This is a genomic window from Methanobacterium formicicum DSM 3637, assembly GCF_000302455.1.
Taxonomy (GTDB): Archaea; Methanobacteriota; Methanobacteria; order Methanobacteriales; family Methanobacteriaceae; genus Methanobacterium; species Methanobacterium formicicum_A.
This window is the reverse complement of record NZ_AMPO01000004.1, coordinates 147,834-171,335: the sequence shown is the minus strand read 5'-3', so window position 1 is coordinate 171,335 and position 23,502 is coordinate 147,834. Positions and strand designations below refer to the sequence as shown.

Sequence of the window (23,502 nt, the reverse complement as noted above, 5' to 3'; positions counted from 1 at the left end):
TCTTTAATTTAAAAAACGATTTTTATTTTAAGTTTACTGAGTGTTCATTTTTTTTGATAGGATTAATTAATTGGTTAAGTATTTCCCTCTTTGTTCAACATCTTTAGGTAATCTAAACGAGAATAGTCTTAATTTTTCATTTAAATATGCTTCATATTGCTGATTTGGTGCGTAAAATGAAACTAAACTATCACCGCATACAATGTTTCCTTTAATTTCCCATTCTCCAACTTTAATCCAATCTGGGGGTATTTTATTTTGAAAGGCACTGTCGTATATTATTATTAAACTAACATTATTATTTGTGGTTAAATTAGAAATTTCATTTGTAGTGTAATTTCCTTCATTTTTCTTTTGTGCCACTTCTAAATTTCCCAATCCCCATAGATCCAAACATTTTATGTCAGACATGTAATTAATGATACCTATATCATTTAATCCAACAGATTTACCTTGATAATATTCTTCTATAAATAAAGCCATTTGATACTGTTGCTCATAAATATTTTTACTTGCTTGTGGTACAGATGTAATTGATCCATAACCATTGGTAGCTGCGGGAATCATGAACAAACATATAAGCAAAAATAAAAATGAATATCTGAGGATATTCCATTTATATTTACGGATATTATTTTGATAAATTAGGGTTTCCAGATCTTTTAGGCACAATGAAATCCCTAAGGATGTTCCTAATAAACCCAGAGCAATTAAATAAGCTTCATATCTATAAAAATATCCAGTTTGCACAAATGAAATGTGAAAAATAAGATTAAAAATAAAAATGATAAGAATTATTATATAAAAGTCATTGATTTTTTTGGTAAAGTTATCTTTTAATATTATATATAATAAAAAAACTGCTGTGATAAATAAAATTAATAGATGAGGCTCTAAAATAGTATATATAAGTTTTTTTAAGGTTAATAAAATGTAATTTAGTGATGTAAGGTTTTTGAGATAAGCGGATTTAAGTATAAGGGAATTTGGTAAGAAATACCATCCTTGAATTTTGGAATAAAGTCCATAAATTATTAGGGGTATCGTTCCGGATAGGAGAATGTATATTGCTTTTAATCTCTTTTTGTAGATAACAAATAATAAAACAACCGCAAGGACTGTAAACAAGTTTTCATATCTATTCAAAGTTAAAAGTGATGCTAAAATCAATAACAAGATTACTTCATAATTTTGAGATTTTTCTTGGTTTAATATTTTAGCTGACATGTACACAAAAGCAATTGTAAGGAAAATCTGCAGTACATGTTCCATTCCTGTGAAAATAAGTGGTATAATTGGTGTAAGGAATGTTATAACCATTAAACTGATAAATATAAAGAGATTACAATATTTGATATCTTTCACATATTGCTTGAGAATATAGTTTGTAAGGATAAGTGTAGATGTAGCAAATATTATGTTTAGAAAGAATGGTATTAGTTCATTTATCCCGAATATTTTAAATAATGCCGCAATAAGTCCCGGCCAAAGTATTGAAGATGTTGATGAAGTGAAACCATATTTAGTTACTCCCCAAACTCCATAGGATACGAAATTTTTTGCAACAACCATATGGATGTAAGGATCATCCAGAACATATATTAAGTGGCCGTTGGTATTGCTGATGGATAATAATGTCACAATTAATGTGGTAATCCATAAAATGATTAGAGAACATATTAATGGCCATTGATTTTTGTTAAATAACATGCTTATCAAAATTTGGCATTTGCAGTAAGGTAATTTGCCACTGATTTTGTTTATTATACTTACTCATTGTACCACTAGTGTTATTGTAGGAATCATACTTATCAATATTTCTGTAATTCTTTTGTCGTAAAATCACCTTGGTATTTAGTTCCTTTTTGAATGTCCCATATCTACCATTTGATACCTCCTCCCAGTTAACCAAACAATTTTATCTGCAGATGAAACCCAAAAAATTTCGCTTTGATTTGAATTACATGGTATATAATCACCCAATCCAACATATCCATTAATAGGTATATTTAGGAAATCCCAGTTGGCATTTGTATTTTCTACAATTGAAAGAAATGGTGAAACTCCCAAATTTGATAATAAAACAAAAATTAAGACAAAATAACTGGATAAAAACTTTTTTTAATTTTAATAATTCCGTATATCCTTGAAACAGCTAAACCCGACATTATGGTCAAAGGAAATGCTACATATTCAAATCCTAGGGAATAATAGTGCACTCAGAAACTATAATAATTATGATATACGCAATTATCAGTTTAAATAGTTTATTATCCATTAAAAAAGAAAATTAGTCCAAATGGAACCAAATAGACTATTGGATTAAACTGAATATCTGTATTGTTGGGATGATATAAAATGGAGGATACTCACTTTCTATAACTCCACTTTGCCCTGAAAAGGGTATAAAATACCACAAAATATCACAGATGGTAATAATAAAATACATTTCCAATTTTTTCTGGTACCATCAACTAAGGATAATGGAATAAAAATTATCAAACTAACTGAATGGGTCCAAACACCTATCACTGATGCCATGAATGATTTAAATTGATCTTTAGGTAGAAAATAAATGGTTAAAGTTGCTAAAATTGGATAAAATTGGCTGGAAAGGTCACAGCTAAAATATCTACTTTAAGTACAGTTAAAGAAAACATTCCTGTAAAAAACCAGCCATAACCTCATATTCCCGTTTTTCAATCCATGAAGCTACAATAACTGTTAAAATGATTGAGGTTAATACAAAAATTGTATTCGTAAATCTCACTCCAACAAGATACCATAAAAATGCGAAAACTGCATGGAATAAAGGAGGATGCCATAATGCTCTTCCAACAGGATAATATTTTAAATAATCTCATAAATACCATAAAACGGGTTCATAAGTATTTCACGAGCTTGAATAAGATGAAAATCAGTATCACCCACCCACAGATATGCTATATGGCCTTAACTAAGTAAAATTAAAACGCTAAATAAAAGAATAAAATGGACTTATTTAATTAAATTCTGTTTCAGTTTTCCTGATAATTGCATCATTATAAATAGGTTATATTACTGATTAATATACTCACTTAATTTGTTAAAAAGCTTCAATTGAGATTTAGAGCATATAATATGATTACAATAATTATATATTCTTTTATAACTGAAGAATACTAGGATTATAAATGATCTGTATAATTAAATATGAATGCAAAAATTTCAAATATTTACAAATTATGTCGTTATTAAAAATCTTCTTAACTTATGGGGGATTCTTTGTATCTGAAATTAAGAGAATATGTTAGGGATCATGATTCATTGGTTTTTGGCGTTATTCTAGTTTTTTTCGTGGCTTTAATTGCGTATTACCGGGTTCAGATCCAAATAGAAATTGGCCCTATTTGGGATACTTTCGATTTCCTATCCAATGCCATGTTCTTTGCTGGACAGGGATTCGGATACACAGATCTGACCAGACCTCCCTTTTTCCCATTTCTAACATCACTCATCTTCCGATTAGGTGTGGTATCTGAATCAGTGATATTCTATTTAGATGCTTCATTCTTAGTATTCGGGGCCATTGGATTATATTTATTTTTCCGAATGAAATTTGAGGCCATGGAAAGCTTTTTGGGCAGTTTACTCTTCAGCACTTTTCCAGTGGTTGTTTTATTTATCGGAGTTGGACTTACCGATATTCCAAGTGTGGTTTTATCCATCTGGGCATTGTATGCTACTGTTTTAGCAGTTAAAAAGAACTCATTGTTCTTTTACTTTTCTTTTCCCCTGGCGATGCTGGCCTTTTTAACCCGGTATCCTGCAGGATTCATTATTTTTCCCATATTTTTCTATCTGGCAATTAATCGCCATGATGTATCCCTTAAAAATATGTTTGGGGGAATGTTATTATCTTTATTACCTGGCTTGATTGTTCTTTTATTCTTTTACAATCAATTCGGCAATCCTTTGGGTCCATTGTCTTCATTTTATGGCTCAACCCAGAAATCATGGTCTACGACTTACGTATATTATCATCCTGATCCTTTATATTTCCTAAAAAATTTGATTCTGTACATAGGTGTGGGTGGATTGACCATTATATCGATTATGGTCTTTAGCATTTTCATCTACTTAATAACTAAACTTAAGAGTGTTAAACTTAAATTTAAAGAATTATCCAATTATGAAACGGAACGTTTTACCAAAATAAAAATTTTATTGTTTATTTCATTACTGTTAATCTTTGTTATAACATTTGCATGGACGCATTACCTTGTTAGTGAGGGTTTATTCTTTGTTCTGAGCCTTTTAACCTATAACATTCTAAGAAAGAGTGAAGTTAAGGATTTAGATTTTCATTTTCTATTTATGTCATGGTTTATGGCATTTTTCATATTTCACAGCGTTTACATTATAAAAGACGACCGGTATTTTGTTACCATGGCCCCGGCTTTAAGTTATTTCTTAATATTGGTTTTCAGTGAAATTAAAAGAACATGGGACATCAAAATTAAGTATAAAAACATATTATATAATTTATTGGCATTTTTATTGGTATTGATGGTACTGGTATCTGCTGTAGATTATATACCTGCAATAAAAGAAAATGAATCTCCTAACACAGAAAAATTAAGCAATGTTCAAATGGCCAGCCAATGGCTTAAAGTTAATGATCCTCAATATCAGGATAAAAAAACGTCTGCTGATCTATGGCCATTCTTCAGCTGGTATCTAAAGACTAATGTAAGCCAAGTCCCCTTATTTAACACTCAAGAATCCTATGAAAACTGGTTAAACACAGATAAACCTGATTATTATTTATCTATTGTTGAAGGGTTAAATTTAACTAATTATAATCCAATAAAACAGTTTGGAATAGTAACCATCTACAAAAGACGAACTTAGACAATATTGGTGAATTAGACTATGAAAACGGAAAAATTTGAAGATAAGAATTCTAAACTGGTTTTCCTAGTTCTTTTAATAATAACTGTCGGGTTGATAACTTATTTTAGGGTGAGAATCCAGTTAAGTGTGGGTCCCGAGTTTGATGGTTTTGATTTTCTGGCAAATTCTGCTTTATTTGCAGGTAAATCAATAGGATATTCAGATCTCCTAAGGCCACCATTACTTTCCTTTTTAGCATCCCTCTATTTCCGATTTGATGGTTTGTATATGGGGATCACATCTATCATAGACGGACTCATATACATTCTAGGATGTATTGGTCTCTATTTATTCTTAAAAGAACGTTTTAATGCCATTATTAGTTTTTTGGGCAGTTTATTGTTCGCAACATTTCCCATAATAATCACTTTTGCAGGAGCCGGCCTTACCGATGTTTCAAGCGTTTCTATTTCAATATGGGCCATGTACCTCACTTACCTTGGTGTTAAACGGAACTCTAAATTTTTCTACTTAGCCTTCCCTGTGGCTATGTTGGCTTTTTTAACCCGCTTTAACTTGGCTTTGATTATTTTTCCAATATTTGCCTATATCATTGCAAATAGAAGAGAGATTAAAAATCCTCGAAACATTGTAATTGGAATGATTTTAGGGGCCCTGGTTTTACTTCCACTATTCATCTACTTCAATGCCAAATTCGGTAATGCATTATATCCATTCATGGATTTTTTTAGAAGTTCAGAAAGTTCAGGGAGTACAATACACTTTGCCTACAACCCAGATACACTATATTTCGTTAAAAATATTCCCTATTACATAGGAACAGCGTCCTGGATAATCATACTTTCTGCTGTATTTGCTTTATTTGTTTATTCATACCAGAATATTTCTAAAATAGGGTCAGTATTTGGTAAAATTGGATCTTTAACTCCCCTAAAAAATTTAAGAACTGGAATTAAAGTTAAATTACTTTTAATCTTGGCTTTATTGGTAGTTTTTGTCGCGACTTTTGGAAAAGCCAATTACATGGTAAGTGAAATAATTTTCTTTGCCATCACCCTCCTTATCTATAATGTCTCGTTTGAATTGGAATTAGATGTTGGCTGGGACTTACTTTTCTTTTCATGGTTCATGGCCTTTTTCATATTCCAAAGCGTGTATGTTGCCAAGGATCACCGGTATTTCATTTCTATGACTCCTCCAGTGGCTTATTTCCTGGCACGAGGATTGAATTTTTTCACCCAAAAATTTGAATTCAATTTTAAAAAGAAAAATATGACATTGTATGTTTTTGCCATAGTATTATCCTTAGTGATGATATTTTCAGTTACAGTGCAACTTTCTGAAATAGAAGAGGTGAATCAGAAGAATAAAATATTCAATCAGGATGTTTATAATGCCAGTCAGTGGCTAAAGATTAATGATCCAGATTACAAATCTAAGGTAATCTATGCTGATTACTGGCCCTACTTTGGATGGTACATGCAGACTAATGTGGGGAAAATGCCAATGTTCCGGGACAATCAGAAATTATATCAGGGTGTTAAAGATTTCAATTTCACTGCTGATGATAAAATGGCTTTAAATCAGGAACTTAATAGGATAAGTCCCGATTATTATATATGTGCATGGGATGATATGAATTTCACAAATTATACAGCGGTGGCAAGATTTGGCTCTGTAACTATATATAAACGGGTATAACTATGTTTAAAATTAATGAAGTGGTGTTAACATAAAAATAGGAGTTATAACCTCTGCTTATCCCGATTTTGAGGATGATCCTCATGGAATATTTGTTCACAGGTTGATGACGGAGATCGCCAAGAAAGGACATGAAGTTCATGTTCTGGCACCTTTTACTGGTGGAGAAACAGATTACGTCCTGGAAGGGGTGCACGTGGAAAGATTTCACTATTTCTACCCTCAAAGATTTGAAAAGCTTTCTGGGAGATCTGGGATGATTGATAATGTTAAAGAAGGATTCCTAGTTAAAATTCAGGTTTTAACATTTCTGTTTTTCAATGTTTTGCATTCACTGTTAAAACTAAGGAAAATGGATGTTATCCATGTTCAGTGGCCCATTCCCAATGGGTTAGGTGCATTGTTCCTTAAAAAGATTTATGGAATTCCTTATATAAACACGATACATGGGGAGGAAGTGCATCTTTCCAAACGGTACCACATGCTTTTTGCTCTTCGCTGGCTGGTAAATAATTCATCTAAAACCATTACCAACAGCACTGCAACCCGTAAGTTTTGCCTGGAAGCAGGTCTGGATGGTGAGAAGATTGAGGTAATACCATTTGGAGTGGACACAGACTTTTTCAGACCATTGGATGTTTATAAAGATGGAAATATATTCCAAATATTGTCAGTTGGTTACCTAATAGAAAGGAAAGGATTTGAATACTTAATAAAGGCTATGCCTCATGTTTTAACTGAACATGAAAATGCCCGGTTGAAAATCGTTGGATCCGGGCCATTGGAATCAAAGTTGAAATCATTAATCTATGAATTGGACCTCGGAGACCAGGTGGAAATTGTTAAGAATGTTTCTGATGAAAAATTACTTATGATGTACAACTCTGCGGATTTGTTTGTTTTGCCCTCCATTGTGGATTCACAGGGGAATACTGAAGGACTTGGTGTGGTTTTGTTGGAAGCTATGGCTTGTGGGGTTCCTGTTATTGGGTCTGATGTTGGTGGGATTTCTGATATTATTCATGATAATGTTACGGGGTTATTGGTATCTGAAAAAAATAGTATTGAACTTGCTAATGCAATATTAAATCTGGTTGGTAACACGAATTTGAGAAAAAAATTTTCGATGGATGGATATGACAAAGTAATAGAACTTTTTGGCTGGGACAAAATTGCTGAAAGTTACTTGTTATTTTATTCATTTAATCCTGTCTAAAATCGAAGATCAAAAAAATGGGACCAAACAGTTAATGTGTGTAAGCGATCTAATAAATTAGTAGTTGTTCACTAAACCAAAAATATAAAATGATTTATCAAATGTTCTTTCCTGTCTAAAACTGATAGAGGGGAGTAATGATAGAAAAACCACCCATAAGTCAATCCAATAATTATAACAGTTTGAGGACTAATGCTCACAATATTATTTTTATTCAATAACTACTCTATGTTATAAAAGTTCATTCATCTCTTATTTTATGTATAATATGTTTTCATTAAAAAATCTCTATAAATGTCAATGGATTATTGGAATAGTTATTTTTAACATGAAAGGGGTAAAACAATGATTTTCATGAAATGAGTTATAAGATTGAAAAAATGTTAAGAATGATATCTTAATCCATTAAGCTAGATACTTAAATCATCTTTTTCAGGATATGCATCATCAATACTGACTTTTTTATATAAAGCTGTTTTTAATGCATTCCATTCATCCTCAAATTTATAATATTCACAAAATATCATTTTCATTTGCAATGAAGACTCTACCAAGTTTTGATAATCTATTTTATAAGTTTTTAGACCATTTTGATGTTTATATTCAACACTATATGGTATTAACGGAGCGAAATCAGAGATTATTAAATATTTGTTACTTACTCTAATTGCTTCACCTACAGTTTGCATAATATAATCTCTATCAACCCAATGCAGAACGCTTCTCAATATTACCAAATCAAAGCTGTTTTTTTTAAAGGGTAGGTCGTGCGAATGACAATTAATAAATGTTATCTCATCAAAGTTCTTATTTAATAAATTAACAAGTTTAGGGCTAACCTCAATTCCATAAACATCAGCTTTAAACATATTTTTAAGCCAATAAAGGTTATTACCTGCTCCACAACCAATTTCTAAAATTTTATTATTGTTTAAGTCAAGATTTGTTTTTTTTAATAAAGATTGCAAGTTAAAATTAGGTTTGATGGTTCTTAAATCAACATCTCCGTAATTTCTCTTGAAATAATTATAACTTTCATTAAGCCATAAATTTTGATATTTTTCTTCCATAATAAAACCAACAAATCATTATTAGTATACAGCCATAAAATTAATTAGTTAACATGCCTATTAAGTTAATAGGAAGGTTATCAGAATGCTTAATGACAAAGTTATATTGATTACCGGGGGAACCGGTTCTTTTGGTAAAAAATTTGTGGGAAGGGTTTTAAGGAATTATAATCCTAAAAAAATCATTATTTATTCCCGAGATGAATACAAACAGTTTTTAATGCAGAAAGAGTTTAAGGGCTATAATGATAAGCTCCGTTTTTTTATTGGAGATGTGAGGGATAAAAACAGACTTTATAGGGCCTTTGAGGGTGTTGATATTGTAATACATGCAGCTGCACTAAAACAAATACCTGCTGCCGAATATAATCCTCTTGAAGCTGTTAAAACTAACATATATGGTGCAGAGAATATAATAGATGCAGCAATAGATAAAAAAGTTAAAAAAATAGTCGCATTATCAACAGATAAGGCGGTGAACCCTATTAACCTTTATGGTGCTACTAAACTTGTTTCAGACAAACTTTTTATTTCTGGAAATGCTTATGTAGGTTCTGAAGATATTTCATTTAGTGTCGTGAGATATGGGAATGTGGCAGGTAGTAGAGGTTCGATAATACCTTTCTTCCAGTCTATCGCAGAGGAAGGAAACTTAAAATTTCCCATCACAGATTTCCGTATGACTCGCTTTTGGATTACACTTGATGAAGCGGTGGATATGGTTTTAAAGGCCCTAGATGTGTCTAATGGGGGGGAAATATTTGTACGCAAATGTCCTTCATTCAAAATCAGTGATTTGGCCAAATCAATTAAACAAGATGTTGAATTTGATGAGATAGGTATAAGACCTGGAGAAAAAATTCATGAGATGATGATCACAGAAGAAGATTCGAGGAATACCTACGAACATGATGATCATTTTGTTATTTATCCTGATTTGGATTGGTGGTGGAGATTTAATTCTTCCAAAAAAACAGGTGGTAAAAAGGTTAAAGAGGGGTTCAGATACTCATCGGGTGATAACAAAGAATGGCTTGATAGTGAAGATTTAAGAAAACTTATTGATTCAATGGATATTGTTTAATAGGGGCTTTTTATGGATCAAATACCTTACGGAATGCAGTGTATAACTGATGATGATATAAAAGAAGTTGTTACTGTTTTAAAGAGTAATTGGATTACTACGGGTCCTAAAGTGGAAGAATTTGAAAAATCTTTGTGTAAGTACATTGGATGCAACTTTGCCACTGCTGTCAATTCAGGCACTAGTGCTCTAGATATTGCAGTTCAAACATTAAATTTGGAAAAAGGGTCTGAGGTTATTACAACTCCCTTTACTTTTGCAGCAACTGCAAATTCTATCATATATAATAATTTAACTCCTGTTTTTGCTGACATAGAAAAGGAAACTAGAAATATCAATCCTAATGAACTAATGGAAAAAATTACTGAAAAAACAAAAGCAATCATATATGTTGATTATGCGGGCCAACCCTGTGATATTAATGAAATAAAGAAAATTGCCAATGAAAATGGATTGTTTTTAATAGAAGATGCCTGTCATGCATTAGGCTCCAAATATTATGGGAAGAATGTGGGTAATTTCGCTGACATGACTATTTTTAGTTTTCATCCTGTGAAACATATTACAACTGGGGAGGGAGGTGCGGTAATAACAAATAACTCTGAATTTGATAGAGAATTGAAAATTCTCAGAAATCATGGAATAGACAAAGATTTGCATAAAAGACAGGCCAAAATGGATTATGCCTATGATATCAGAAGGTTAGGGAGAAATTACCGTATAACTGACTTCCAGTCTGCTCTGGGTATTTCTCAACTAAAAAAATTGGATGGATTCCTAAATAAAAGGCTAAAATTGGTGGAATTATACTCCAAAAGACTATCTGAAGTAGATTTTCTGGAATTGCCCACTGCAAAGTCCAGTGTTAAACACGCTTGGCACATTTACACTATCCTTCTTGATAAACAAATAGATAGAGATGAATTTTTTTAGATACATGAAAAGCAACGACATTGGAGTAAATGTTCATTACATACCAATATACCATTTTTCTTATTATCAAAATAATTTCAATTTTGATCCAAATGATTTTCCTGTTACCGAGGATGTTTTTAACAGGATAATAACCTTACCTCTCCACCCCCAATTAAAAGAGGATCAAATAGAATTTATTTGTAATAAAATAGAATTATTTACGGAATAAGGTGGAATTGTGCTTAATAATATTAAAATTGCCGGTAGGAAGATAGGGGAAGGTGAGCCATGCTTTATAATTGCTGAAGCGGGTTCTAATCATGACGGAAAGCTGGATCAGGCCAAACGTCTAATTGAAATCGCGGCGGAAGCAGGTGCTGATGCTGTAAAATTTCAATCATTTAAAGCTAGTAATCTCTTTCAAAATTTAAAAACAGTGAAACTACTTGAAAAATTGGAATTAAAAGAAGAATGGTATGAGGAACTCTTTGACCACGCAAAAAAACATAAAATTATCCTTTTTTTCAGTGTTTTTGATGAAGAAACACTGAAAACAATCGAAAAATTCCCGATTCCCGCTTATAAAATAGCATCTTATGAATTAATGCATTTTCCTCTTTTAGAAAGTGTTTCTAATACAAAAAAACCCGTAATAATTTCCACGGGAATGGCAAATTACAATGAAGTAGAAGAAACTGTTGATTATTTGCTCTCTAAAAGAAACAATAATCTGGTGATATTGCACTGCGTATCCCAGTATCCCACCGAACCTAAAAATGTAAATCTCAAGTCTATATTATCTTTGAAGGAATTTGGGGTTCCTGTTGGATTTTCGGACCACACTTTGGGAATTCATGCTCCCACAGCAGCTGTAGCGTTAGGTGCCAATGTCATTGAAAAACATTTCACCATTGATCGAAACTTAGAAGGGCCTGATCATTCCTATGCATTGGAACCATCAGAACTGAAAGAGATGATCATGCACATTAGAGAAGTTGAAGAAATGCTTGGTGAAAATAATATAACACCCTCAACTCCTGAAATAGATGAAAGAAAATGGAGAAGGGCAGTATATGCTAAAACTGACATTCCGCGTATGCAAATAATCGGAAAAGAAGATTTAATTGTTTTAAGACCATCACCAGATGGATCAATACCTCCCACAGAAATTAACCACATTATTGGGAGAAAAACGTACTCAGATATTTTTAAGGGTGATCTCATTAGGAGAGATATGCTAAAATGAATACTGTTGTAATCATCCAGGCACGAATGGGCTCAACCAGACTCCCCGGAAAGATCATGGCAGATATAACTGGAAAACCTATGTTATGGCATGTTATTGAAAGGGTTAAAAAGGCTCAAAAGATTGATCAAATTGTTTTAGCCACCACAAAAAACGAAGAAGACCACAAAACCGCTTGTTTAGCGAAAGAATGTGGTGTTGAACTTTATAGGGGAAGCCAGAATGATGTTTTAGATCGATATTTCCATGCTGCAAATCAATATAAGGCAGAATTAATTGTAAGAATCACTGCGGACTGTCCATTGATAGATCCCCACGTAATTGACAAAATGGTGGATTATCATTATCAACATGAAGATTTAGATTACATATCCATGGGAAATCCCAATCCATGCCCTGACGGCCTTGATACCGAAGTTTTCACATTCCAATCTCTGGATAAGGCTTTTCGGGAAGCAAGATTGCCCTCTGAGAGGGAACATGTGACGCCATATATATGGAAAAACACTGAAAAATTCAAGTTAGGTTATGTTTTTGATCAAAAAACGGATCTATCCCACTTAAGGTGGACAGTTGATGAAGAACCTGATTTAAAATTTGTGAGAGAAGTGTATAAACGACTATATCATGAAGGAGAGATATTCGTTACCCATGATGTTCTGGAACTTCTCAAACACGAACCTAAACTGATGGAAATAAATCAGGGAATAATGAGGAACGAAGGTTATTTAAAATCCATAAGCGAGGATTAAATTTAAGGTGATTAATTCATGAACACTGGTGTTGAACTGTGGAACCGAGCTAAAATGATAATTCCTGGGGGAAATCAACTACTTTCTAAGCGAAGCGACCAATTCCTACCGGATCACTGGCCTTCATATTATAAAAAAGCCAAAGGAGTTGAAGTGTGGGATCTGGATAATAATCATTACATTGATATGTCTATAATGGGTATAGGAGCATGTACGCTGGGATATGCTGATGAAGAAGTGGATAAAGCTGTCCATCGAGCAATTAAAAATGGATCCATGTGTACCCTAAACTGTTATGAAGAGGTTGAACTGGCGGAAATGCTCCTAGAGATAGAGCCATGGGCGGACATGGTTAGGTATGCTCGTACCGGGGGAGAATCAGCAGCAATAGCTATTAGAATAGCAAGAGCAGCTACGAAAAGAGATAAAGTAGCTTTCTGCGGATACCATGGTTGGCATGATTGGTATCTTTCAGCCAACATTACCAGTAATGAAAACCTTAATGATCATTTGCTACCTGGACTCAGCCCATTGGGTGTTCCCCAAAACTTGAGGGGGACAATGTTCCCATTTAACTATAATCAGATTGATGAATTAGAATCCATTGTTGAAGAACATGGCTATGATCTAGCCGCTATCATAATGGAACCTGTCAGAAATTATCATCCTGATGATTCATTTTTGAAGAGAGTTAGAGAAATTGCTAATTCAAGTGGGGCAGTATTGATCTTTGATGAGATAACTACTGGCTGGAGGCTTACCGTTGGTGGTGCTCACAATATTTATAATGTTGAACCTGACATGTTGATTTTTGGGAAGGCCATGGGTAATGGATATCCCACCGGTGCAATCATTGGTAAGCGAGAAATTATGGAATCAGCACAGGACACATTTATCAGCAGCACATTTTGGACAGAACGAATAGGCCCCACGGCCTCCATTGCCACCATAAACAAGATTAAAGAAACTAACAGCCCAAAACATTTGATAAAAATAGGGGAATACATTAATAAGGGATGGAAGGTATGTGCTGATAATAATGAACTGGATATCGAAATTGTGGGAGTCCCTCCACTTACCACATGCCTTTTTCAGTATCCTGAGGATACTGCCCTTGAACTCCAGACTTTATTTACTCAGGAAATGCTAGAACGTGGATATTTAGCATGGAACCATGTTTACACATGTTATAAACACACAGAAGAAATAGTAGACCAGTACATGGAACATGTGGATGATGTTTTTGGGTTAATGGCTGATGGTGTTAAACAGGGAAACCTCAAAAACCTATTAAAAGGACCAGTTGCCACCAAAGGATTTAAAAGATTAAATTAAGGAGATTAAGTTATGGATACCATTATAATTGTTGGTTGCGGGTCCATTGGTCAAAGGCATGCGATGAATGCGAAACAAATTGGCATTGAAAACATTATCCTATGTGATATTAATTTGCAAAGATTAAAAGAATTTGCAACAGAATTAGGCACAACATATTATTACTCTTCTTATGCTGATGCCTTTAGAAAACATCCTGAAACTGAAGCTGCAGTTATATCAACTCCTTCAGGGATACATATCCAACCCGCCACTTTCTTTGCAGAAAAAGGAATACCTATTTTTATTGAAAAGCCTTTATCAAATAATTTAGATAATGTGGATAACCTAATGGAAATAATTGCTGAAAATGATTTGGTGACCATGATGGGTCAATCCTATAGATTCCATGAAGGTTTCCTGCAGCTTAAGGAACTACTTGATAGAGATGTAATTGGCAAAATTTTCCATGTTAACTATTTTGGTGGGCATTACCTTCCTGATTGGCATCCTGATCAGGATTACCGGAAAGAATATGCTGCTCAAAAAAGATTAGGTGGGGGTGTTCTTTTAACCAGTGCAAGTCATGGTTTTGATACAATTAACTGGCTTTTTGGCGAAATTGATCAAATCACCGGATGGAAAACCCGTCAGAGTAATTTGGAAATCGATGTAGAAGATTCTATTTTCTGTTTAATTAAAACCCGAAAAGATATAATTGTTCAATATCAATCAGATTTCATTCAGAGAGAAAATAAGCATCAAATGATTGTATTTGGGGAAAAAGGCCACATTTCGGCGGATTTTGTTAAAAATGAGATTGAAATAGGGGTTATGGGTGAAAATCTCGAGAGAATTTATTATGATTTCGATCCTAACAAAAGATATGTTGATGAATTAATATACTTTACAAATATTATAAAGAAAAAGCTAACTAAACAAGAATTAGATCTTTCAGTAGGTAAAAAAATACTGGAAATGATTAAAAACCCTAATATAAAGTTTATATAGGAGTTGAAATGTTAAAAAAAATAATTTTTCGTTGTGATTCAAACCCCGATATTGGTTTAGGTCATTTAACTCGCTGTATTTCTATTGGAAGAGAACTTAAAGGGGATAATGACGTAATCTTTGCCACTATTTCAGATAAAACTAACTCTAAAATTGAGAATGAACTTTTTAGGATTTTTTTAAAAGAAAATTTTGAGACGGAAGAACTTTTTTTATTAAGGATCGTAGAGGAACTTGAACCTGATGTAATAGTCCTGGATAAGAAATATCCTTATTCAAAAGATATTATCATTCAATTAAAAAGTTTAGGTATCAAGATTATTATTTTAGATCACATCTGTGATGGAATATCGGAAGCAGATGAAGTAATTTTTCCAAATGCACATCTAGATAATAAACGTCTTAATACATATCTTTCAGAAGAAAAGATGGCAAAAGTTAAATTTGGTCCGGAATATGTAATTATTAGGGATGAAATTCTCAGATTAAAGGATAAAGAATATACTCAATTTAATCGTCCAATAGTTGTTGTCACTACTGGTGGAAGTGATCCAGAAGGTGTGTTAATTAAAATAATTCCATGGTTGATCGAAGGAAAATTTGATGCAGATTTTCGAATATTGATTGGAGAATCTTTTCAACATAGGAATAAATTAGAATATTTTTTAAAGAATTTGCCAGATAACTTCAAAATAATGGATTATTCCCCTCAAGAATTTGTTAATGCGAATTTGGTGATTTGCACGTTTGGAATAACCCTCTATGAAATGATTTATCTTGATAAGAATATTATATCCATTTCACATAGTTTAGAAAATGATTCAGTTTCTTCTTCATTGAGTCAAAAATTTGAAAGAATTGAAAATTTGGGATATATCAATGATTTAAATTTTAAAATACTAATTAAAACCATAAATAAAATACTTAACGAGAGTTCTTATAAAATTTTAAGTGATAACAATAATAATTTGATCAACGGTTTAGGTGCTGTGAGGATTGGAAAAATAATAAGGGGGGATGAATAACATCAATCATATTACGTATACTTCGAAAGATGGAAAAAAACACGTAGGTAACACCCTTGATGAAAAGAATGGATATACTGTAATTGAATGTAAAACTTGTGGATTCAAACATATTGTACCTATCCCTGAAAAAGAATTATTAGATAATCTGTATAAAGAAGAGTTTTACTCTTCAGAAAAGCCAAGGTACTTAACAGAAAATGAAGAAGATTTTAATTGGTGGGAATTAACTTATCATTTATATTATGATATGCTTGAAAGGAATATTAAATCAACTTCTAAAAAGTTATTGGAAATTGGTTCCGGTCCCGGATTTTTTTTAAAAATAGGTAAAGAAAGGGGATGGGATGTAACAGGGTTCGAACCATCTAAATTAGCTTATGAATATTCTAAGAAATTTAAAGTCTCAGTTGTGAACAATGTTTTTAACAGATCAACTGCTAATGAATCTGGAAAATTTGATGTTATATATATGGAAACAGTTATAGAGCATATTGATGATCCTGAAACTTTAATTAGTGACGTAAAATCTGTTTTAAAGCCAAATGGCCTATTTTGTGTGATTGCTCCTAATGATTATAATCCTTTACAAATGCTCTTAAAAAAAAAGTTAGGTTATATGCCCTATTGGGTTGCACCTCCACAGCATATCAATTATTTTGATTTTGATTCAATGGAAAAGCTCTTAACAAAATTAGGTTTTGAAGTTTTAGAATCATTTGCTACTTTTCCAATGGAATTTTTTTTATTGAGCGGTCAAAATTATGTTGATGATAATAAATTGGGGCGTAAATGTCATTTTATGAGGAAAAAATTAGAATCGAATTTGTATATACACGATAAAGATCTGCTGTTAAAAACTTATAATTTTTTTGCAGAAAATAGAATTGGTCGAGAATTTATCTTGTTGGTGGAACTGGTCTAAAATTAATTACTGTGATAGTTTAAAGAAAGAAATAATCTGTGGGAATGCGATGACTAAAATTTTAATACTTGGCGCTGGAATTGAACAAACAATCCCTATAAAATTAGCAAAAAATATGGGATTAAAAGTAATTGCAGTAGATGGAAACATTAAAGCACTTGGTTTGAGACTAGCTAATGTAGGAATTTCTGATGACATAAAAAATGTAGATAGAATGGTAGATATCGGGAAAAGATATGAAGTTAATGGAGTATTTGCTCATGGAGTGGAGATTCCGGAGATAGTTGCTCAAGTGGCAAAAAAGCTGAATTTGCCTGGAATTGATCCTAAAGTTGCTGAAAATGCAACTAACAAATTAAAAAGAATAAAATGTTTTAAGGAAAAAAATATTTTATGTCCTAAATTTTTAACAGCCAAAAATATTGAAGAAGCAGGAGAAAATGCTGAGAAAATAGGTTTTCCATGTGTTTTTAAGCCTGTTGACAATGCTGGAGCAAGAGGAGTCATTAAAGTTCGAAGTAAAAATGAAATAGAAAATGGATTTAAAGAAGCAACAAGGTATTCAAATGCTAATGAGATATTAATTGAAGAGTTTTTAGAAGGTCTGGAAATAAGTACTGAGTCTGTCATTTATGAAAATAAAATATTTACTACTGGATTTGGAGACCGGAATTATACTCGAAGAAGTGAATTCGAGCCATTTTTTGTTGAGGATGGACATAATGTTCCATCGTCTATTTCAACTGAATTAAAAGAAAAAGTCATCAAGACTGTTGAAGGTGCGATAAATGCCTTAACAATTAATTGGGGTGTAGCAAAAGGAGACATCCTAATTAAAGATGAAAAAGTTTATGTTTTGGAAATAGCGGCGAGAACTAGTGGAGGATGGTTTTGTGCCGGTACTGTTCCGATTGCTACGGGAGTTAATATATTGAGCTCTTTAATAAAAATGAGTGTTGGATATCCTCTAGATGAAAATGAATTAAAACCAAAATTCAATAAGGCTGCTTGCCAAAGATACATTATACCTACTCAAGAAGGGATTTTTGAACGAATTGGTGGAATTGATAAAGCTAAAAAAATGCCCGGAGTTAAAATGTTCACATTATTTAATAACATTAATAAGGGGGATTTAGTTAGAAAAGCCACGAATCATAGTGAAAGGTTCGGTCAAATTATTACTCAAGGGGAAAATATTGAGGATGCAATTAAAAAATGTGAAAATGCCATGAAAACGATTCAAATTGTTGTGAGAGAATGATTGACAAAATTAATGTCTTAATTATTGGTAATGGTCATTATTCCACAGGGTCAACTGTTTTGGAAGGCATAAAAGAAACTGATAAAGATTTTGGTGTTGTTTTACCTTCAATTTTTGAATTAAGAAGGCAGGGTTTTGTTGATAAAATCTATTTAGCTGCTAGAAATGGTAAAAAATTCAAAAATTTAAGAACAAAAACCGAAATTCTCGGAAAAAAATTTGGTTGGGATACTAAAATAGAATTATTTCCCAAAGATGATGATACTAATGAAAATGCATATTTAGATGCATTGGAACAGATTCCAAGACCCGTTGCAGTTATTATTGTTACCCCTGATAATTTGCATAAACAAATGATTATTGATTCTATCGATCATGAATATCATTTTCTTGTTGTTAAACCCGTCGTAAACAAATTGAGCGACCTGAATGAGATCATTTTGAAATTAGAAAATAAAAATGTCTTGGGGCTTGTTGATTTTCATAAGATTTATGATGATGCAAATATATTGATTAAAAATAATTATTTGAGGGGTGAATATGGGGATTTCCAACATATTTTTACTAAAATGACTCAGAGGAGGGATATGTTAAAAATATTTGGAAGTTGGATAACTAAAGCAGATAATATTAATCATTATTTAGGATCCCATTATATTCATCTTGTTGGATTTATCACTAAGGCCACACCTTTAAACGTGAGAGCCACTTGCCAGTATGGTGTGGCGATAAATGAATACAATGTGGATACTCCGGATATCATAGAAACCCAAATTGAATGGAGAGCTATGAACGGATCAAGCTTTATATCATACCATGTATCTGGATGGGGTGATCCACCTGAAACAGGTGGCATGACATATCAGGAGATACATATCATTGGTACGAAAGGTCATATAGAATCAGATCAACGTAACAGAGGGTTCGAAAGTATTCTTGAAAAAAAAGGACAACAAATAATAAATCCATATTTTTTCAGTTTAAATAAAGGAATTGATGGTAAAGTGGATTTAGAAGGGCAATACGGTTTTAAGAGTATTAAAATGTTCATTAAAACAGCAATCGATGTAGAAAATGGTGCGGATGTTGGAAGCTATGAAGGTATTCTTCCCACAATCAAGGACTCTTTGAACGTCACTGCGATTTTAGAAGCTGCAGATGAAAGTTTGAAGAAAAATTCTTCGATAATTAAATTGAATCTATAGGAGGGGGTTGGATTTACAAAACTTTATCTTTACACGGCTTTCCATGCGAATCTCAAATTTTCTAGTATCCCCGAGGATCAGTACTCATCTGTTTTAGATAGATGTTATTGGCCTATGCTTGATTTATTAGATGATTTCAATGTTAAGTTTGGTTTTGAGTTCCCAGCATCGACTCTAGAAATAATAAACAATATTGATACTGATTTTATAGACTCTTTAAAAAGGAAATGGAAGAAGGGTAAATGTGAGGTAATTGGTTCAGGATACTCTCAATCTATATTCCCTCTTATCCCTGCTAAGGTAAATTACATGAATTTAGTTCTGGGAAATAGATCATACCAGAAACTATTAGGAAGTGTGCCTAAAACCGCCTACGTAAATGAACAAGCATTTTCTTCAGGTATTGTTGAATTGTATGTCAAGGCCGGATTTGAAAATATAATCATGGACTGGGATAATGCACGTAAATTCAAGAACTTCCCTAACGAGTATGTTTATGCACCTAAGAGATTGGTGGGGGCTGACGGATCAAAAATAAATCTTATCTGGAATAGCACCATCTCTTTCCAGAAGTTCCAGCGATATTCCCAGGGAACACTCACTCTGGAAAATTATTTGAAATATCTCTTCACTCATTTATCAAATGAGGAGGATCATTCTTTCTTATTATATGCCTATGATTTAGAGATATTCGATTACATGCCGGGTCATGGTGATTTACATGAACATAAAGATGAATTTACAGATTTTGAACGTATACGTGGGTTATTTGAATTTTTTGAAGAAGATGAACGTGTGGAAATAACTACTCCTGGAGAAATTGTTGAAAAATTCCCCCCCACTAATCAAATTCAATTGGGAACTGCAGAATATCCTATACCTTGTAAAAAGCAGTACAAATATAATGTTACTCGTTGGGCAGTTTGTGGTCGAGAAAATAGTAGAATTAATGGGCAGTGTTACGAAATATTCCAAAAACTCCAAAATATCATCTTTTTAAATGAGCTTGTATCCTCAAGTATCAGAAAGGTAGAGATCGACAAGATTTGGTTAAATTTAATCAACCTATGGAGCAGTGATTTTAGAACTCATACAACTGACAAGAAGTATACTAAGTTCAGAAATCATATAGGATATACCTTGGAATTTTGTGATAACGCTCTTCAGCAATTAAAAAATTCTATTAATGTTGAAGATGATTTTGTACTGATAAATCCTCATGGATTCACTTGGAAATATCCCTTTGAATTCAAATACCAATTTAAGCATGGTGAGGTTCGGGAAAACATTTCTATAATTTTAGATGGTAAAGAAGCAGTCACTCAACTCGAAGAACAAGAGTTCTACCATGATGGGAGCCTTAGAAGTGTTAAGATTATAATTGAACCTATTATTAAATCTAAATCTTCAGTTCAGGGTAAAATTATATCAAAAACGAATGAAAATGAACTTATTATTCATTCTAAAAATAAAAATGATATTTTAGAAACGCCGGAAGTGGCTTTAACATTACTACCTGATAAGGGTGGTTCAATTGGTCAATTGAAATTTCCTAATATTGCAGAAGAATTCTTCATAGGTGAACTTGAGCATGGATTCTATAATGACATAATGTACTCCCCGGATTGGTATTCGGGACATACAGTTATTTATGAACGTTCTACGAAAAAACATACTGATCTTGAAACAACTAAATTAAATTCCTTTTCACTTGATAATACTCCTATTAGAATTCCAGTAACTTTTAAAATAAACATACCCATTGGTATTATCCAAAAAACATATTATGTTTACGTAAATCAACCAAGAATCGATCTGAATTACCACTTTAGTTTAAACGACATCTTTCCGTTATATTTCAGGGCAGGAATTGCAACTTTCAACCCTAACTGTTTTGATAAAGAGAAATTAAAGTATACTACTAACAATGGTGGTTATGAATATGAAACTTACAATCTTAAAGGTAGATTGGTTAAACATGATGAACCCGTTAGTTTAAATGTTTCATCTCATCAATGTTTAGGAGCTACTGAAGGATGGGTTGGTATTAGTGATGATGAAAAGGGATTTGCTATTTTGAATAATAAAGCAAAACAATATTCTGTGCCCCTTTTGCATTATGAAGAATTAAAAGATTCATATTTCTTAAGACTTTATACTTCTATCTCTGAGATGGATGATACAACAGAAACATTCCTTAAAGGACACAACAACTTGTCATTAACATTTTTAGGTCATAAAAATGACATAAATGAAGTTATTAAAACCAGTAAAAGTATTAATAATGGATTAATCATTTGCTTCAAGGAATAAAACACTTTGGTACCCTAATTGGGAATGAGATCCAATTTTAAATTAGAGTGTTTATGTAGTTAAGTCAAAAATAGTGATATAAATTCTAAAAATCATTTAAGTTTTTTCATCTATTTTTTATCATTGAAATGAAAAGATTAATTTCCTTTTTGTCAATAGTTTTTGTTGCAAGAATAACTACTAAATAAACTAATATACTTGCAGAAACTGCTAAAATCACATCTAAAAGAGTTACTGGTTTAAGAATAAGAATAAAAAGGGCCATCACTAATGATGAAACTATGATTTTAATGGTGGCGGTCCAATCAACGGAAAAGTCGAAGTATTTAACAGCGAAATATGTTCCAAAGAGGAATCCAAAGGAAAATGAAGCTAAAGTTGCAATAGCGGCCCCTAATATTCCCATTTTGGGAATTAATAATACGCAGAGAACTATATTTATCATGGCCACTAAGAACCAGTTTATCATGGTGATGTGATTTTTTTGAGCTAAATAAAGGGATTTACCTGTGGCTGTGGCCCCAATACCAGAAAGTACCATGGCCATACCCACTATTGGAACCACTAAATAACTTTGCTGGGCAATTTCAGGTGTGGAAATAATTGTCAGGATGGGATTGGCCAAAATCGAAATTCCAAGAAGGGTAGGCACAGAAATTAGAAGGTAGTACTTTAAAGAGTGTTTGAACAAATTTCTTACCAAATCTATTTCTCCTTTATTATAATACTCAGCGGCAATAGAAACCAAAACGAAATCGAAAGGTACAGATAACATTCCAATTACAGACCCAATGGAATATCCCGGGTTATAATAACCAACTGCTGCAATTCCAAGTAATATGGTTATAATGTACCTGTCACTAGAGTCGTTTATCCAGGATGCCACATTGGAGGGGATAGTGGGTAATCCAAACTTTAAATATTTTTTCATAGATGAAAAATTTGGTTTACCTAACCCTATTAATCGCTTCATGATTGCTGAGATCACTAATAAAAATATGAACCTAGTGATCAGGATACTAAGGGCTACTTCTATGATACCAAAGCCGGAAATAATCACGGCAATGATTAATATCACTTCTACATATGTTTTAGCAATATTAAAGATAGAGTAGTATTTTATTTTTTGAAAGACACGGAATAAATTCTGAAAAGTTCCACTTATGCATTCAATTGGAACTAACACGGCTAATATAATGACTAAAATGGATAAACCGCCAAATAAAGAATTAGCTATGCTGTTGGAAAATATTATGATTAATAATGATACTGCAAGACTAGTTAATAATATGATCAAAAAGGAAGACCATACCTCCCCCCGGATTTTTTGACGGTTTTTCTCCCCAGCTAAAAACCTCACTGTTGCATATGGCAGTCCTAAAGTTGTAAATCCCATAATCAATGCTAAAGTAACTGTAAATTGGACATAAAGACCATAATTTTCCACACCCAAAAATTTAGTGATAACTGGAATTAACAATATTCCACTAAGACTTGTGAACATCCCAAGAATAGTAACTATACCTATATCTTGGATAATTTTTTTATAGAGTGATTCAGACACGACA

At 32.6% G+C, this 23,502-nt stretch carries 18 protein-coding genes; 15 read left to right on the top strand and 3 right to left on the bottom strand.

Annotated elements, in window-relative coordinates:
• Positions 1–66 precede the first annotated feature (66 nt).
• Positions 67–1,572, bottom strand: coding sequence for a hypothetical protein (locus A994_RS06160; protein ID WP_004030503.1), 1,506 nt, complete (start codon positions 1,570–1,572; stop codon positions 67–69).
• Between the two features lie 1,692 nt (positions 1,573–3,264).
• On the opposite strand from A994_RS06160, the gene A994_RS06150 reads away from it, so the two are divergent.
• From A994_RS06150 to A994_RS06140, 3 genes are all read left to right on the top strand, one after another.
• On the top strand, positions 3,265–4,893 hold the full coding sequence (locus A994_RS06150) for a glycosyltransferase family 39 protein (protein WP_004030500.1): 1,629 nt from the start codon (positions 3,265–3,267) through the stop codon (positions 4,891–4,893).
• A 21-nt stretch (positions 4,894–4,914) separates the two neighbouring features.
• Positions 4,915–6,597 (top strand): glycosyltransferase family 39 protein, encoded by a 1,683-nt coding sequence (locus tag A994_RS06145; protein WP_004030499.1) that lies wholly within the window; start codon positions 4,915–4,917, stop codon positions 6,595–6,597.
• A 106-nt stretch (positions 6,598–6,703) separates the two neighbouring features.
• Entirely contained in the window at positions 6,704–7,813 is a 1,110-nt protein-coding gene (locus tag A994_RS06140) for a glycosyltransferase family 4 protein (RefSeq protein WP_004030498.1), read from the top strand.
• Positions 7,814–8,223: 410 nt separating this feature from the next.
• On the opposite strand, the gene A994_RS12885 is transcribed toward A994_RS06140, so the two are convergent.
• The gene (locus A994_RS12885; protein ID WP_004030497.1) at positions 8,224–8,883 is read right to left on the bottom strand and encodes a class I SAM-dependent methyltransferase; all 660 of its coding nucleotides are present in this window, start codon (positions 8,881–8,883) and stop codon (positions 8,224–8,226) included.
• Between the two features lie 85 nt (positions 8,884–8,968).
• On the opposite strand from A994_RS12885, the gene pseB reads away from it, so the two are divergent.
• The 12 genes from pseB (at position 8,969) to A994_RS06080 (ending at position 21,934) form a co-directional block, all read left to right on the top strand.
• Entirely contained in the window at positions 8,969–9,967 is a 999-nt protein-coding gene (pseB, locus tag A994_RS06130; RefSeq protein ID WP_004030496.1) for a UDP-N-acetylglucosamine 4,6-dehydratase (inverting), read from the top strand.
• Positions 9,968–9,979: 12 nt separating this feature from the next.
• The gene (locus A994_RS06125) at positions 9,980–10,900 is read left to right on the top strand and encodes a DegT/DnrJ/EryC1/StrS family aminotransferase (protein WP_004030495.1); all 921 of its coding nucleotides are present in this window, start codon (positions 9,980–9,982) and stop codon (positions 10,898–10,900) included.
• A complete protein-coding gene (locus A994_RS13650) occupies positions 10,887–11,111 on the top strand; it encodes a DegT/DnrJ/EryC1/StrS family aminotransferase (protein WP_081580329.1) in 225 nt (74 codons plus the stop codon). The genes A994_RS06125 and A994_RS13650 overlap by 14 nt, the downstream gene beginning before the upstream one ends.
• A 9-nt stretch (positions 11,112–11,120) precedes the next feature.
• Entirely contained in the window at positions 11,121–12,128 is a 1,008-nt protein-coding gene (locus A994_RS06120; protein ID WP_004030493.1) for an N-acetylneuraminate synthase family protein, read from the top strand.
• Positions 12,125–12,880, top strand: a complete 756-nt coding sequence (locus A994_RS13455; RefSeq protein WP_004030492.1) for a cytidylyltransferase domain-containing protein — start codon at positions 12,125–12,127, stop codon at positions 12,878–12,880. Before A994_RS06120 ends, A994_RS13455 begins: the two co-directional genes overlap by 4 nt.
• 18 nt (positions 12,881–12,898) lie before the next feature.
• The gene (locus A994_RS13450; RefSeq protein ID WP_004030491.1) at positions 12,899–14,215 is read left to right on the top strand and encodes an aminotransferase class III-fold pyridoxal phosphate-dependent enzyme; all 1,317 of its coding nucleotides are present in this window, start codon (positions 12,899–12,901) and stop codon (positions 14,213–14,215) included.
• A gap of 12 nt (positions 14,216–14,227) precedes the next feature.
• The gene (locus tag A994_RS06105; protein ID WP_004030490.1) at positions 14,228–15,205 is read left to right on the top strand and encodes a Gfo/Idh/MocA family protein; all 978 of its coding nucleotides are present in this window, start codon (positions 14,228–14,230) and stop codon (positions 15,203–15,205) included.
• 8 nt (positions 15,206–15,213) lie between these two features.
• Entirely contained in the window at positions 15,214–16,230 is a 1,017-nt protein-coding gene (locus A994_RS06100; RefSeq protein WP_004030489.1) for a hypothetical protein, read from the top strand.
• Positions 16,223–17,155 (top strand): class I SAM-dependent methyltransferase, encoded by a 933-nt coding sequence (locus A994_RS06095; RefSeq protein WP_004030487.1) that lies wholly within the window; start codon positions 16,223–16,225, stop codon positions 17,153–17,155. Before A994_RS06100 ends, A994_RS06095 begins: the two co-directional genes overlap by 8 nt.
• 49 nt (positions 17,156–17,204) lie before the next feature.
• Positions 17,205–18,416, top strand: coding sequence for an ATP-grasp domain-containing protein (locus tag A994_RS06090; RefSeq protein ID WP_004030485.1), 1,212 nt, complete (start codon positions 17,205–17,207; stop codon positions 18,414–18,416).
• A complete protein-coding gene (locus A994_RS06085; RefSeq protein WP_004030484.1) occupies positions 18,413–19,621 on the top strand; it encodes a Gfo/Idh/MocA family protein in 1,209 nt (402 codons plus the stop codon). Before A994_RS06090 ends, A994_RS06085 begins: the two co-directional genes overlap by 4 nt.
• 66 nt (positions 19,622–19,687) lie before the next feature.
• A complete protein-coding gene (locus tag A994_RS06080) occupies positions 19,688–21,934 on the top strand; it encodes a hypothetical protein (protein WP_048204102.1) in 2,247 nt (748 codons plus the stop codon).
• Positions 21,935–22,040: 106 nt separating this feature from the next.
• Here the strand turns inward: A994_RS06080 and A994_RS06075 are convergent, their stop codons facing one another.
• The gene (locus tag A994_RS06075; RefSeq protein WP_004030482.1) at positions 22,041–23,498 is read right to left on the bottom strand and encodes an oligosaccharide flippase family protein; all 1,458 of its coding nucleotides are present in this window, start codon (positions 23,496–23,498) and stop codon (positions 22,041–22,043) included.
• Positions 23,499–23,502 lie beyond the last annotated feature (4 nt).